At 42.5% G+C, this 14,197-nt stretch carries 14 protein-coding genes and 1 other annotated feature; of the genes, 2 read left to right on the plus strand and 12 right to left on the minus strand.

The features are described from left to right. Positions 1-8: 8 nt before the first annotated feature. The 12 genes from RYL77_RS01730 to RYL77_RS01785 all read right to left on the minus strand — a co-directional run bounded on the left by RYL77_RS01730 (position 9) and on the right by RYL77_RS01785 (position 12,520). Positions 9-575 carry an aminodeoxychorismate/anthranilate synthase component II gene (locus tag RYL77_RS01730; RefSeq protein WP_315009372.1) on the minus strand — a complete coding sequence of 189 codons (567 nt, stop codon included), beginning with the start codon at positions 573-575 and terminating at the stop codon, positions 9-11. Beyond that, positions 572-1,933, minus strand: a complete 1,362-nt coding sequence (gene trpE / locus RYL77_RS01735; protein WP_315009374.1) for an anthranilate synthase component I — start codon at positions 1,931-1,933, stop codon at positions 572-574. Before trpE ends, RYL77_RS01730 begins: the two co-directional genes overlap by 4 nt. A 71-nt stretch (positions 1,934-2,004) precedes the next feature. Next, positions 2,005-2,236 (minus strand) — a binding site (T-box leader). Beyond that, on the minus strand, positions 2,227-3,405 hold the full coding sequence (gene trpB / locus RYL77_RS01740; RefSeq protein ID WP_315009376.1) for a tryptophan synthase subunit beta: 1,179 nt from the start codon (positions 3,403-3,405) through the stop codon (positions 2,227-2,229). Its footprint overlaps the feature before it by 10 nt. Positions 3,406-3,735: 330 nt before the next feature. Next, positions 3,736-4,965, minus strand: a complete 1,230-nt coding sequence (locus tag RYL77_RS01745; protein WP_315009378.1) for a DegT/DnrJ/EryC1/StrS aminotransferase family protein — start codon at positions 4,963-4,965, stop codon at positions 3,736-3,738. Between the two features lie 42 nt (positions 4,966-5,007). After that, on the minus strand, positions 5,008-5,700 hold the full coding sequence (locus RYL77_RS01750) for a sugar transferase (protein WP_315009379.1): 693 nt from the start codon (positions 5,698-5,700) through the stop codon (positions 5,008-5,010). 130 nt (positions 5,701-5,830) lie between these two features. Further along, positions 5,831-7,573: an ABC transporter ATP-binding protein gene (locus RYL77_RS01755; protein WP_315009381.1), complete on the minus strand. Its 1,743-nt coding sequence runs from the start codon at positions 7,571-7,573 to the stop codon at positions 5,831-5,833. Then, a complete protein-coding gene (locus RYL77_RS01760) occupies positions 7,563-9,308 on the minus strand; it encodes an ABC transporter ATP-binding protein (protein ID WP_315009383.1) in 1,746 nt (581 codons plus the stop codon). Before RYL77_RS01760 ends, RYL77_RS01755 begins: the two co-directional genes overlap by 11 nt. A gap of 205 nt (positions 9,309-9,513) precedes the next feature. Next, positions 9,514-10,149: a DUF421 domain-containing protein gene (locus tag RYL77_RS01765; protein WP_057487894.1), complete on the minus strand. Its 636-nt coding sequence runs from the start codon at positions 10,147-10,149 to the stop codon at positions 9,514-9,516. Next, on the minus strand, positions 10,146-10,601 hold the full coding sequence (locus RYL77_RS01770; protein ID WP_315009386.1) for a DUF3290 family protein: 456 nt from the start codon (positions 10,599-10,601) through the stop codon (positions 10,146-10,148). The genes RYL77_RS01765 and RYL77_RS01770 overlap by 4 nt, the downstream gene beginning before the upstream one ends. Positions 10,602-10,727: 126 nt before the next feature. Further along, on the minus strand, positions 10,728-11,369 hold the full coding sequence (locus RYL77_RS01775; protein WP_315009388.1) for an SdpI family protein: 642 nt from the start codon (positions 11,367-11,369) through the stop codon (positions 10,728-10,730). Beyond that, positions 11,350-11,637: an autorepressor SdpR family transcription factor gene (locus RYL77_RS01780; RefSeq protein WP_315009390.1), complete on the minus strand. Its 288-nt coding sequence runs from the start codon at positions 11,635-11,637 to the stop codon at positions 11,350-11,352. Before RYL77_RS01780 ends, RYL77_RS01775 begins: the two co-directional genes overlap by 20 nt. Next, positions 11,621-12,520: a type II CAAX endopeptidase family protein gene (locus tag RYL77_RS01785; protein WP_315009392.1), complete on the minus strand. Its 900-nt coding sequence runs from the start codon at positions 12,518-12,520 to the stop codon at positions 11,621-11,623. Before RYL77_RS01785 ends, RYL77_RS01780 begins: the two co-directional genes overlap by 17 nt. Before the next feature lie 219 nt (positions 12,521-12,739). Between RYL77_RS01785 and RYL77_RS01790 the strand changes: the two genes are divergently transcribed. Beyond that, positions 12,740-13,567, plus strand: a complete 828-nt coding sequence (locus RYL77_RS01790) for an exodeoxyribonuclease III (protein ID WP_315009394.1) — start codon at positions 12,740-12,742, stop codon at positions 13,565-13,567. A gap of 11 nt (positions 13,568-13,578) precedes the next feature. Continuing rightward, positions 13,579-13,965 (plus strand): VOC family protein, encoded by a 387-nt coding sequence (locus tag RYL77_RS01795; RefSeq protein WP_315009396.1) that lies wholly within the window; start codon positions 13,579-13,581, stop codon positions 13,963-13,965. Positions 13,966-14,197: the final 232 nt, after the last annotated feature.

A 14,197-nucleotide genomic window follows, 5' to 3' on the forward strand; every position in this document is an offset into this window, starting at 1 on the left:
TAGTTTCCTCACTTTACAACCTGCTCGATAAAATTCCGAATAGAAGACAAGCCATCTGGCGTTCCAATACTTTCTGGATGGTACTGGAAGCCATAAATTGGAAGTGTTTTGTGTTGAATCCCCATGATGGCTTGGTCATCAGTAGAACGAGCTGTCACTTCAAATTCTTCTGGCATTTCCTCAATCAAAATACTGTGATAACGCATGACCGCACGGCCATCCTCGATACCTTGATACAAAACAGATGGTGCTTCAAAACTGATATTGCTCTGTTTCCCATGCATGACTTTTGGAGCCAAACCTAGCCTCCCACCAAAGACTTCTGCGATGGCTTGGTGACCCAAACAAATCCCAAGAATCGGCTTCTTGCCAGCAAAGTCACGAATCATGTCTTCCATCTTTCCAGCATCAACTGGCCAACCAGGACCAGGAGAAAAGACCAGACCATCTGCTTTTTCAGCTTCTTCATACAGCTTGGGATCATCATTTCTCAAAACCTGTACTTCTGCAAAATTCCCAATGTATTGGGCCAAGTTATAGGTAAAAGAATCATAGTTGTCAATCAATAAAATCATGGTCTTAGTTCTCCAATTCTAGTCATAGATTTAGCTTTGTTAATGGTTTCTTGGTATTCGTTTTGGGCGATAGAGTCGTAGACAATCCCCGCCCCAGCCTGCACATAGGCTGTTTGATTTTTAAGAATCATGGTTCGGATGGCAATGGCAAAGTCCATACCACCTGTCGCAGACAAGTAGCCGATTGCTCCTGCATATACTCCCCGTTTTTCTGTTTCCAATTCATAGATACGTCTCATAGCTCGAATCTTTGGTGCTCCAGAAACGGTTCCAGCTGGAAGTGTTGCTTTCAAGGCATCCATAGCAGTGAGTTCTGGAAGCAAACGCCCCTTGACCACACTGGTCAAATGCATAACATAACGGAAGAGCTCCACTTCCATATACTTAGTGACTTGGACACTAGCCGTTTCAGAGATGCGGCCAATATCATTACGACCCAAGTCTACTAACATTCGATGCTCTGCTGTTTCCTTCTCATCCGAAAGCAGGTCTGTCGCCAAAGCCTTGTCTTCTTCATCCGTAGCGCCTCTTGGTCGCGTACCTGCAATCGGATTGGTTGTCACGATGCCATTTTTGACAGAAACCAAACTTTCTGGACTGGCACCGATGATTTGATAATCCCCAAAATCATAGAAATAAAGGTAATTAGAAGGATTAGTCACGCGGAGATTTCTGTAGAAGTCAAATGGATTTCCAGTAACTTCTGCTGAGAAACGCTGGCTGAGTACACATTGGAACATATCTCCATTACGAATCAAGTCACGAGCGGTTTCCACCATTTCCTCAAACTTCTGAGGAGCGATATGGGGTTTGAAGTCTAACGGAGATAGATCCAAGTCTTCAAATTCATTTGGAGCAGGAATGCGTAATTCCTCAAGCACTTGGTTCAAGGCTTCTTCCAAGTCTTCTTGACTACGCTCACTATAGAGAGCATCTTCAATGACATGAATTTTTTCCTTCTTGTGGTCAAAGACCATATAACTCTCATAGACAAAGAAATGCATGTCTGGCGTTCCAATAGTATCTTGAGGAATTTGACCAATTTCTTCATAAAGCGAAATCATATCGTAACCAACAAATCCAATGGCTCCCCCACCAAAAGGGAGGTCTGAATGGTGTTGGCTCTTATGAGTCACTTCATAAAGGAAATCCAAGGGATCCCGATCAATCACCTGCCCATTTTGATAAAGAACTCCATTTTCAAACTTAATCTCAAAGACTGGATTATAGGCTAGGATAGAAAAACGAGCTGTTTCCTTGTCTCTCGGAATACTCTCTAAGATAACCTTGTGTTGCCCCTTTAGGCGCATATAAGCCAAGATTGGTGATAAGACATCTCCATGAATGATTCGTTCCATTGTAATTTCCCTTTCAGTTCTACTTCTAGTCCGTGGCGACTGTATGAAAAATCCCCACGCAAAATAACTTGCGTGAGGACGAAATTCGCGGTGCCACCTCAATTATAGGATTTCTCCTATCTCTCATTCCTGTCTCAGAAACCTCCTGTAACAGGCTGTGCGATAAAGGGCACTCCCTTGAGAATTATGTTTTCTTCTCTCGTTTCAGATGGACCCAACCTTACAGTTTTCTCTGCTTGTTTCCAGCAACCACAAGCTCTCTGTGAGAGAAAGGACTGTAATTTTTCCATCTATTATTTTTTAGCTTCTAGGTAGTCTGCAATCGCAGCTACGTCCTTGTCTCCACGACCAGAGACATTGATGATGATAATGTCGTCTTTACTTAGTTTCGGTGCACGTTTAACTGCTTCTGCGATAGCGTGCGAACTTTCAATCGCTGGGATAATTCCTTCAGTCTTGCTGAGAAGGAGGAGAGCCTGAACAGCTTCTTCATCCGTCGCAGCAACATATTCCACGCGACCTGAATCTTTGAAGTAGGCGTGTTCTGGGCCAACCCCTGGATAGTCCAATCCAGCTGAGATAGAGTAAACTGGAGCTAGCTCTCCATCTTCCTTAAAGACTGCATAGGTCTTCATGCCATCGACAATTCCGATACTACCTTTTGTCATAGTAGCTGCGTGCTTGTCTGTATCAAGTCCGTGACCAGCAGCTTCAACTCCAACCAATTTGACTTCTTCATCAGCCACATACTGTGAAAAAGCACCGATGGCATTAGAGCCACCACCTACACAGGCAATAACGTAGTCTGGTAAACGACCTTCTTTTTCTAAGATTTGACGGCGAGATTCTTCACTGATGACCTTTTGGAACTCATGAACAATGGTAGGATAAGGGTGAGGACCCACAGCAGATCCCAGAACATAGAAGGCTTCAAGGTCATTCATCCATGCTCCAAAGGCTGCATCAACCGCATCCTTAAGAGTTCGTGTCCCCGTTTCAACTGCGTGAACAGTTGCTCCCATCATCTCCATACGGAAAACATTGAGACGTTGGCGTTCCACATCTTCTGCCCCCATGTAGACATCACAAGCCATACCAAACTTAGCTGCAGCTGCCGCCGTCGCAACCCCGTGCTGACCAGCTCCTGTTTCTGCGATTACTCGTTTTTTGCCCATACGTTTAGCAAGAAGAATTTGTCCTAAAACGTTGTTGAGCTTGTGAGAACCAAGGTGGTTAAGGTCTTCACGTTTGAGATAAATCTTAGCTCCACCTAGGTGCTCTGTCAAACTTTCTGCAAAATAGAGCGACGTTTCGCGACCTGAATAATCCTTTAAGTAATGGCGAAATTCTGCCAAAAATTCTGGATCATCCTTGTACTTGTCAAATGTCACTTCCAACTCATCCAACAAAGCCTGAATCGGCTCCGGTACGAAACTACCACCAAATTGTCCAAAATAACCTTTAGTTGTCATAAAATTTTCCTCTTTCTGTATTGATTCCAAGATATGAAAAAAGCCCTCACACAGAAAACTACTCTGTGTGAGGGCGTTGGTAACGCGGTGCCACCTCAATTATAAAGGGACTATCCCTTTACATCTCTGCCTTGTCTAACAACAAGTTGCACTGTAAGGTGTGCGCACCGAATTTTCATTGTTTCAAATTCATTTTTAAAATCAGCCCACTTTCACTACTTCCAACCACCTGTTCACAATCACCACAGGCTCCCTGAAGATCAAAAATAGTTACTTTTCTGATTTGTTGAACTTATTTTAATACTTTGTTTTTTCTTTGTCAAGACTTTTTTACAATTTTTTTGATGAAGTTAGCACTTTTTCAGAAACTGTTTTGAAAGTCTCAATGATATAGTCCACTTCTTCATCGCTTAATTTAGTGTGAAGAGGGAGCGTAATTTCATTTTCAAAGAAGGCATAGGCTCTTGGATAATCTGCCATATCAAAACCAAGATTCTTATAGGCTGTCAAGAGAGGAAGCGGTTTGTAGTGAACGTTACTTGCAATTCCTGCTTTAGCTAATTCTTGGATAATAAGATTGCGTTCTTCTAAGCTCGCTCCTTCTACATGGGTGATGTAGAGGTGGCGTGAAGATTCGACAGTTTCAGTCTTGTGTGCCAATGGATGGATACGAGAACCTGCAAAACCACGGTCATAGCGGTCCACAATGTCCTTACGACGTTCTAGCAAAGCTGGATAACGGTCCAATTGTACCAAACCAAGGGACGCCATGATATCGGTCATATTGCACTTGTAGGCTGGTGTGACGATATCGTATTCCCATGAGCCCAGTTGCATCTTAGCTAAAGCATCCTTAGTTTGTCCGTGAAGGGAAAGAATTTGGAATTCCTTGTACATTTCTTCGTCATCAATCGCTGGATTGGCTTTCCAAGTCGCACTTCCTCCCTCAGCAGTTGTAAAATTCTTAACGGCATGGAACGAGAAGGAAGTAAAGTCCGCGATAGAACCAGCAGGTTGTCCTTTATAGGTTGATCCCAAAGCATGGGCACTATCAGATACAATCACAATACGGTTAAAAGCTTTTTGCCACTTGCTTGCAGCAGTAAAGAGGTCACGTTTTTTCTCCACAACTTGGAACAAACGGTCATAGTCGCACACAATCCCCGCAAGCTCTACTGGGATGATAACCTTAGTTTTCTCAGTAATGGCTTGCTCCAGTAGGTCATAGTCCATCTCAAAAGTATCTGCTTGGATATCCACCATGACAGGGGTTGCTCCTACGTGTGTGATAACACTACATGAAGCTGTATAGGTCATGGCTGGAACGATGACTTCATCACCAGGTCCTACTTCCAAGACGCGCAAAATCAACTCAAGAGCGGCAGTCGCAGAGTTAAGACAGACAGTCTTAGGCGTCTGTGTATATTGAGACAAGCGACGCTCCAGTTCTTTTGTCTTAGGACCTGTTGTGATCCAACCAGAACGCAGGGTATCCGCTACTTCAGCAATTTCTGCTTCCGTAATATCGGGTGGTGAAAATGGAATATTGTAATTTGGCATTGATTTGCTCCTTTTGTCTGTACTCATTTTCTCATGACTACTTTATTTTAGCACTTCAAACACGGTTTGAAACATGATTTTGATGTCTCCAAGGAAACTAAATTCTCGGAGATAAGAAAGGTTATAGCGCATCTTTTCAGGAAGGACGTGTTCGACATAGGCTTGGTCAACCGACAGACCTTTCTCCGTCATTTGACTGATGATAGTATCCTCATCCTTGTAGTTGATGCTGGCTGGAGAGGTAATCCCTGCTGGTAAAAGTAAGGTCGCCATCATTTCAGGGTTATACTGCTCTGTATAACGTGGCACTTCAGGACGCGTCCCTACAAAGGACATTTCGCCTTTCAGGACATTGACCAGCTGAGGCAGTTCGTCCAAACGGACACGGCGGATGAAATTGCCAACCTTGGTGATGCGGCTGTCGTTAGCAGAAGTCACTAGACTTCCTTTTTTGTCCGCATCCGTCACCATGGTACGGAACTTCCAAATCTTGAACCGACGGTTGTACTGGGTCACGCGCTCTTGCTTGTAAATCACTGGCCCCTTGCTATCCAACTTGATCCAAATGCTCAAGATGAGAAAGATGGGAGAGGTCAGAACCAGTACGACCAAGGCTAGAACCCAGTCCAAGCAACGCTTGAAAATCAGCGAACCCTTCCTTTTAGAGACAAGCTGGTAGTAAGACTCAACCTCGCTTGATTTCATTTCCACGGGCAAGTCTTCCCATTTCAGCATGCTGTTTCTCCTTTGTTTTTATTATACTATTTGTCAACATTTTTCATTATACCACAAAATGGAAAAGGCGGTGAAAGAAATCTGTAATTTGAAGGATTTCCTTCTTATGCTCAATGAAAATCAAAGAGTATTAAGACATAGCACCCGCCTGCAAACTATACATCTTGTGATAGGTTCCTCCCAAGGCCAAGAGTTCCTCATGGGTTCCGCTCTCGATAATGCGTCCCTTATCCAAAACATAGATACAGTTAGCATCTTGTATGGTTGAAAGGCGGTGGGCAATGGCAATGGTTGTCCGCCCTTGTCTCATCTTAGCCAGAGAAGCTTGAACCATACTTTCTGTTTCAGAGTCAATATTAGCTGTCGCTTCATCCAAAATCAGGATTTTAGGCTGACTGGCAACTGTTCTGGCAAAGGCAAGAAGCTGGCGTTGGCCAGTAGAGAAGCTCGAACCACGCTCAGACACAGGGGCATCATAACCCTGCGGAAGGTCCTGAATAAAGGAAGCAGCATCCACAAAGGCAGCTGCAGCCTGAACCTGCTCATCACTAAGATCTTGGTACATAGCGATATTGGACTTGATAGTCCCGTGATAGAGGAAGGGATCTTGCAAGACCAGACCGATGTTCTTTCTCAACTCTTCCTGACTGTAGTTCCTGATATCCACATCATCCAAGAGAACTCGCCCTGACTGGAATTCATAAAAGCGCATGAGTACATTGATGATCGAAGATTTCCCCGAACCTGTATGCCCTACAAAGGCAATAGTTTCACCCTTGTTAACAGAGAAAGAAATATCATCCAGAATCTGATGTTTGCCATCATATGAGAAACACACATGTTCAAAACGGATATTGCCTTCTTGAACTTTGGCTTGCCCATTTTCTTGAAGAGGCTCATAGGTCTTCTCGTCAATCAAGGCAAATACACGCCCTGCAGACACCATGGACGTTTGAAGGGTTGAAAAGTTTTGCGTCACCTCAATCAGGGGGTCAAAGAGACGATTGATGTACTGGATAAAGGCATACATGGTTCCTGCCGTTATCCCAATAGAAAGGCCACGGTAACCAAAGTAGGCCATCAAAACGGCATAACCTAAAAGTTTCAGCAAACTCATGGCAGGTCTCAAAAAGAGAGCATCCAAGGCTACAGAACGGTTGGCATAGACCAAGTGTTCTTGGTTGATCTCATCAAATTCTGCCTGCAGGCGCTTCTCTTGGTTAAAGGCCTGGATAATTCTGATTCCCTCGATATTTTCTGCCAGCTTACTATTGATATCTGATAATAGACTTCTGGTTTTCTCGATGATTTTCACTGACTTTTTCCGATAGAAATTAACCAAAAGGAAAATCAAAGGGAGAAAGAGCAAGACTAAAGCTGTCAAACGAAAATCCAGCACCAACATGGTATACAGAGTTGTCAGAAAGATGAAAACTGCTGAGATAAAGCTGGATAAAATCCCAGAAAACATATCACTGATGGTCTCGGTATCATTTGTCAAACGAGAGACGATGGAACCTGCTGGCGTCTTGTCAAAATAAGACATACCCAGCTTTTCCATATTGGCAAAGGCATCCCGACGAATATCCCTAACAATACTGTAAGACACCCGCGCAAAGAGAAGATTACCGACATACTGAACTAGAGTTTGTAGGATATAAAGGCCATAGTAGGCCAGCAAAACAGTAACGGCAACTTGGTTAAGATTGCTGAGGTACTGGTCGATAAAGTGGGAAGCCACGAGGGGAATGACACTTTTAATGACTGTCGTCGCTAGGAGAAAACTGAGTGCCAAAAAAGTCAGAAGTCCATAGGGCTTGAGATAGGACATCAAGCGTTTCAATACAGCCCATTGTTCTTGCTTATTCTGCATCTTCTTCTCCTTTCATTTCCAACTGCTGAGACTGGTAGGTTTGGGCATACCAACCATCCAGAGCTAGCAAGTCATCGTGCGTGCCCCGTTCGATGATTTGGCCATTTTGCAGAACCAAGATCAGATCTGCATGGACGACTGCACTGAGGCGATGAGCTGTGATAATGGTTGTCTTGTCCTTTCGTGTCTCCTTGAGATTGTCGATAATCGCATACTCTGTCTTAGCATCCACGGCCGACAAGGAATCATCTAAAATCAAGATATCAGGGTCTAAAATCATAGCCCGACTCATAGCCAGACGTTGCTTTTGCCCACCAGAAAGACTGACTCCCTTTTCACCAATCAACGTATCAAACCCTTGAGGCATAGCTACAATGTCTTGGTACACTTGAGCTAGCTTAGTCGCTTCCGCGACCGCTGAAAGGGGTAAGTTAGGATTGCCAAAGCGGATATTGTCTAAGATTGAACTCGCAAAGAGGAACTGGTCCTGAGGAACATAGCCCATAAGACTACGAAGGTCTGTCAGACGATAGTCGCGAATATCATGACCATTTAGATAAATAGCTCCCTTATCCACATCGTATTCGCGTAAGAGAAGCTTAATCAAGGATGTTTTTCCAGAGCCTGTCTGCCCGACTAAGCCCAGAGTTTGCCCTTTTTCCAAACTAAAGTGAATATCCGTCAGTGTTTCCTCATTTTCAAAGGCAAAGCTGTCAATGGCATATTCCAAACGTCCATTTTCAATACCATCTAAAGGAAACTCTGGATCTTTTACAGGTGATTCCTGAGATAAAAGTTCCTCAATCCGTTGGTAAGAAACCTTCCCTCGCTGAGTGATATTAAAGAGGAAACCAATAGCCATAAGAGGCCAGACCAACATATCCAAGTAGCTGATGAAGGTGACTAGATTCCCAACGGTGATTTGCCCTTTCTGAACCATCAAGGAGCCGACCAAGAGGGTTAAGACATAGGATGAGCCAACAAACAAGAGAACCATAGGGTCAAAGAGACTATCGTATTTCATGGTTTGGAGGTTCTTTTGGAAGGTCAATTCATTGACTACCTGAAAGGACTTCAACTCGTCCGCCTGGTAACCGAAAGACTTGGTCACTTTGATACCTGATACAGACTCCTGCACCTTGTTATTGAGTTCAGAAAAGGCAGCTTGGGATTCGCCAAAGGTCTTGTGAGTCTTTCTTCCCAAACGACTGGTCGCATAAGCCATGAAAGGCAAGGGTAAAATGGCAACTAAGGTCATTTGCCACGAAATGCTAAAGAACATGGTCAGCAAGGTCACTAAAGCCGTGATAGAGGCATCCACCGCAGACATGACTCCGCCACCTGCGAGACGAGTCAAGGCATTGATATCATTGGTTGCGTGTGCCATCAGGTCCCCCGTCCGATAGGTTTGATAAAAGGCTGGAGACATTTTAGTGAAATGCTCAAACAAGCGAGACCGCATGATCTGTCCCAAGCGGTAGGAAGTCCCGAGGATATACATACGCCACACATAGCGCAGATAGTACATCCCAAAGGCCGCAAGAAGCAAGTAAAATAGGTCAAGAAGGAGGTCCTGCTGGGTTAATTGCCCCGATGTGATAGCATCAATGACCCGCCCCATGACCATAGGTGGAATGAGATTAAGGACGGAAACCAAGACCAAGGCCACAATCCCGACTAGATAACGACGTTTTTCTAACTTGAAAAACCACCAAAGTTTTTGAATAATGGACATAACATCCCTTTCTGATTGCAAATGGAAACCTGAGGCCAAGACTCAATGAAAATCAAATAGCAAACTAGGAAACTAGCCGCAGGTTGTTCAAAGCACTGCTTTGAGGTTGTAGATAGAACTGACGAAGTCAGTAACCTACATACGGCAAGGCGATGTTGACGCAGTTTGAAGAGATTTTTGAAGAGTACAAGACCCCAGGTTTTTCTTATTCATAGGTTACGACTGTGACCGCACCCTTATCATACTCAGCGATAAAGATGTTAGCTACATTTTCATACCCTTGTTTGCTGAGATTATCAAGCAGCCACTCTTCGCTACGACCAATCGATTCTAAAACATCGACTTGGATCACACCGTCAGTCACAACTGGATACTTAGGATTTTCATCTCCCATTTGGACCACGATGAGTTGGCCATTTTGCTCTTGCACAGCTCGTTTAACTTGCTTCATCTGGAAAATCCCTTGGCTACGAAGTTTGAGGGCTACATCCGCTGCAGACAAGCCAACTGAACGACAGGCTTCTGGGTCAATCTGCCCATTTTTGATGAGGAGAGTTGGTTTCCCATCAATCAAGCGTTTGACAAAACGAACATTGTTATTGAGCCACTTGAGTGTCAAAACCAAAATAGTCCACATCATCAGAATCACTGCATACTGCAGAATGCTAATAGAACTATTGTAAATTACCCCACCGATGATACCACCAAGAACATAGTTCTGAATTTGGTCTGTCGCAGAGTTAGGTGCTAGGTTCCCCTTTCCTGTCACATTGATAACAAAAACAAGCGAGAAGAGTCCCAAGGCCAGTTTGATTAAAATTTCCATATAGTTGAGTGTCATTTGTTTACCTCCACCAATTCAATAGCGTCTGTTTGATGCAATTCTAATTTCTCTAAAAGATACTTGTCTGGTTGGCTCCCGTTCATGGCGCGGTAGACATTTGGACCTACCTTGACAAGCGCTCCATCAGTGGCTGCAGAAGTATTGACATAAACTTCTGATTTATCCACTCCCAAGTCTTTGGAAACAACCTCTATGAAATGAAGTGAAGTTTGAAATTGGTTGTTAGAGGCTTGATTGGTCTGGTATTTCGAAATCGTCACCAAAAGCATGGCCACCAAAGTCAAGGCCAAAATCATGACCAATTCCCGAAATTTAGTTCCCTTTTTATCACGATAAGCCTTAAAAGCAAAAAATCCTGTGATAGTTAGGAGCACAATCCCAAAGCCAATCATGATGCCATTTTGCTGACTGATTTGGCTAAGTACATAGTCATATGAGTAAAATTTCATTTATTTTCACTCCCTTTCATAAAATCATTCTTAATTATAAACGAAAGAGAGTGATTTTTCAAGCCATACGTTGGGGAAATGGACCTATCAGACCAACTTCTCAAACTAATGACTCCAGTAGCTATTTCAAGATTCTGATTTTGATAATTGATAAGAATAGACACTAGGAATTATCACTACAAAGAAAAGTGTCAAGAAGAATACCCAGTAAACATACAGTTGCACAAAGGAATTTAGAAACAATAACAATCCTCCTAATACCCATATTTTTCCAGCTAGGCGATGCGTTTTTTTCCAGTTTTCATCATTCTCCAAGGTCCACGGTAGTCGAATACCGATTATATAATTTCGGTGTGTTTTTGGTAGATAATTTCCAATTACAATCATCACGACTCCCATAAAAATCTGAGCTAGTAGCCCACTCATCATGGAATAACCCAAAGATTCTCCGAAGATAGAAATCATTAATAGACAAGATACAAAAGGAATAATCCAGTAAATCAAAAGTTGTATTTTTGAACTGATATTGCTAGATTTAGGATCCTTAATCATTAAAAATAGAAGCAACCAATGCATCAAAAGCATGAGAGTCGGTAATCCAAAGATAGCAAACATTTTATGATTGTAGCCATCTGCTTGGCCCAGTAGATTAAAATGAGTGGGTATCTCCTCTGGTAATTGATTCCAGAAAACACAACCTACAAGGGAAGGTAGTAGGATGAGAATGCTCGTAAATAATACCAATTTCTTATTGATTTTTATCTTCATCAAAATGATCTCCTTTCAGATCTGCTAACCAAACCATTATATCCTCTAAAACCGATGTATTTAACTCATAGTAAATAAAGTTTTTTTCTTTCATTTCATGAATCAAATCCGCTGCTTTCAAAATCGTGAGATGGTGTGAAATAGTTGCATTAGTCAACTCGAATTTACTGGCAATTTCTCCTGCAGATAATCTACCTGCTTTGAGTAAATTTAAAATCTCTCTCCTAACTGGATGAGATAAGGCTTTAAAGCTATTTGCAAAACTCATAATGCCTCCTTCCCCTTTGTAATATTAGTAGGGCTAGGAATAAGCAAGGTAGAACTGATAGCATTCCGGTCGGTGATGGGCCTAAAATCAAGAGGCTTGAAACTTTTTCTCCTGGTAATTGAAAGAGTAACCCAATACCTGCAGTTGCATTGATTGCCCCATGAAATAGAGCAGAAGCCCAGATAGAACCTGTCTTTTCCAACAACCAGCTCAACAATATTCCTAGGCTAAAACAAGATAGAAACATAGCAACAACTCCCAAAACGGGATAAGCAAAATAAGTAAGGCCATAATTATATCCTTGCAAATTGATTGGTAAATGCCATAGACTCCAAATGAGAGCAAGTAAGACATGAGTCTGGACTAGTGAAAAGCGTCCTCTTAGCACTGGGTAAAGATAGCCACGCCAACCAATTTCCTCCCCCAATGCAAAGAAACTATTAAGAAAAGGAGCGTAGGTCAAACTAGCTAGGATTTGAATCAAGGCCAAGAAAGATAAGGGAATGGTTGATTGAGAGACACCTTTTTCTTGTAAAATAGCTTGAATAGATTCAAAACCAAGGCTGAAATTGCTAGGAAATACAAGAAAATAAAGTCCCGCTCCTAAAAAACTGATGACTGCTGGTAACCAGATAGCTAGTAAGTAAAAGCGCCAGTTGCTCTTGAGATTCACAACTAATTTAGATTTGATTCCACTAGGCTGATTCGTGATTTTCCCTAAAATAAAGACTGCAAGTGCAGGCATCCACATGGCTACAATACTAGCAAGTTGACTCCATGGAGAATTTAGACCAACACCACTTAGCCATAGTGCCAACCATATTATCCAAGCAAGGGCATAAGCCAAGACCACAAAAAGAAGGATTGTTCTCTTATTTGACATATATGTAACTTCACTTTCTATTTAGATGTTTTTCTAAATAACATTATACACCTTTCTATTCTAAACACAAGAGCTATTTAGATTTTTTTCTAAATAGTTTAGGGAATTTTTATTTTCTCAGGATAAAGTCTAAAGAGTAATTTTTCAAACCATACGTTGGGGAAATAGACCTTTTTTTGGTATAATAAAATCTATAATCTGAATGAAAAAGGTAACTTTATGAAACTTATCTCATGGAATATTGATTCCCTCAATGCTGCCCTAACTAGTGACTCAGCTCGTGCCAAATTGTCCCAAGAAGTACTACAAACCTTGGTCGCTGAAAATGCTGATATCATTGCTATCCAAGAAACCAAGCTTTCTGCCAAGGGTCCTACAAAGAAACACTTGGAAATTTTAGCTGAACTCTTCCCAGGCTACGAAAATACGTGGCGTTCTTCTCAAGAACCTGCCCGCAAAGGCTATGCCGGAACCATGTTCCTTTATAAGAAAGAACTCACACCTACTGTCACTTTCCCAGAAATCTGTGCCCCTTCTACCATGGACTTGGAAGGCCGTATCATCACCTTGGAATTTGATGAATTTTTCGTAACGCAAGTTTACACACCAAACGCTGGCGACGGTCTCAAACGCTTGGAAGAACGTCAAGTCTGGGATGTCAAATATGCGGAGTACTTGGCTGAACTAGACAAAGAAAAGCCAGTCCTTGCAACCGGTGACTACAACGTAGCCCACAATGAAATCGACCTTGCAAATCCTGCTAGCAACCGCCGTTCACCTGGATTTACCGACGAGGAACGTGCTGGATTTACCAACCTCTTGGCAACTGGATTTACTGATACCTTCCGCCACATTCACGGCGATGTTCCAGAACGCTACACTTGGTGGGCACAGCGCAGCAAGACTTCTAAAATCAACAATACAGGCTGGAGAATCGACTACTGGCTCACAAGTAACCGTCTCGCAGACAAGGTCACTAAGTCTGATATGATTGACTCAGGTGCTCGCCAAGACCACACACCCATTGTCATGGAGATTGAACTCTAAGGAGAAAACGAATGGACTATAAAGCTGTCATTCCTGAATTTGTAGTATCTGACATCGAAAAATCACGCCACTTCTACTGCGACCTGCTAGGATTCTCTGTCGAATACGAGCGTCCAGAGGAGAAATTTCTCTTCCTCTCGCTTGAAGACTGCCAACTTATGCTAGAAGAAGGCAGCGCAGAAGAATTAGCTCAGCTGACCTATCCTTTCGGGCGCGGTGTCAATATCTCCTTTGGCATTGCAGATGTTCCTCAGCTCCACCAAAAACTGCTGGAAGCTGACTATCCTATCCATCGTCCCCTGACAAAAAGAGAATTTCGAGTAGGAGATAGCTTTATATATCCTCATGAATTTGCAGTTTTGGATCCAGATGGCTATTTTTTAAGATTTAGCGAGTAGAATAATAAAGATTGGGAAAAAGTCTTTCAAATCAGAAAAAGGCATATTGTCAGGTCTTGAATAATCTTGATAATATGTCTTTTATGATGAAAAACACATCTAAATATTAGCCTATAATTGAGAATTCGTCCATTTTTCTTCGATTTGTTCGTTTTTTGTCCCAAAACACTGACAAAGTATTTGATTTCTAAAGTTATTTAGTGTAAAATAAAAACATTGGCTCAAGCCTATT

The sequence above is a fragment of the uncultured Streptococcus sp. genome (assembly GCF_963516515.1).
Lineage (GTDB): Bacteria > Bacillota > Bacilli > Lactobacillales > Streptococcaceae > Streptococcus.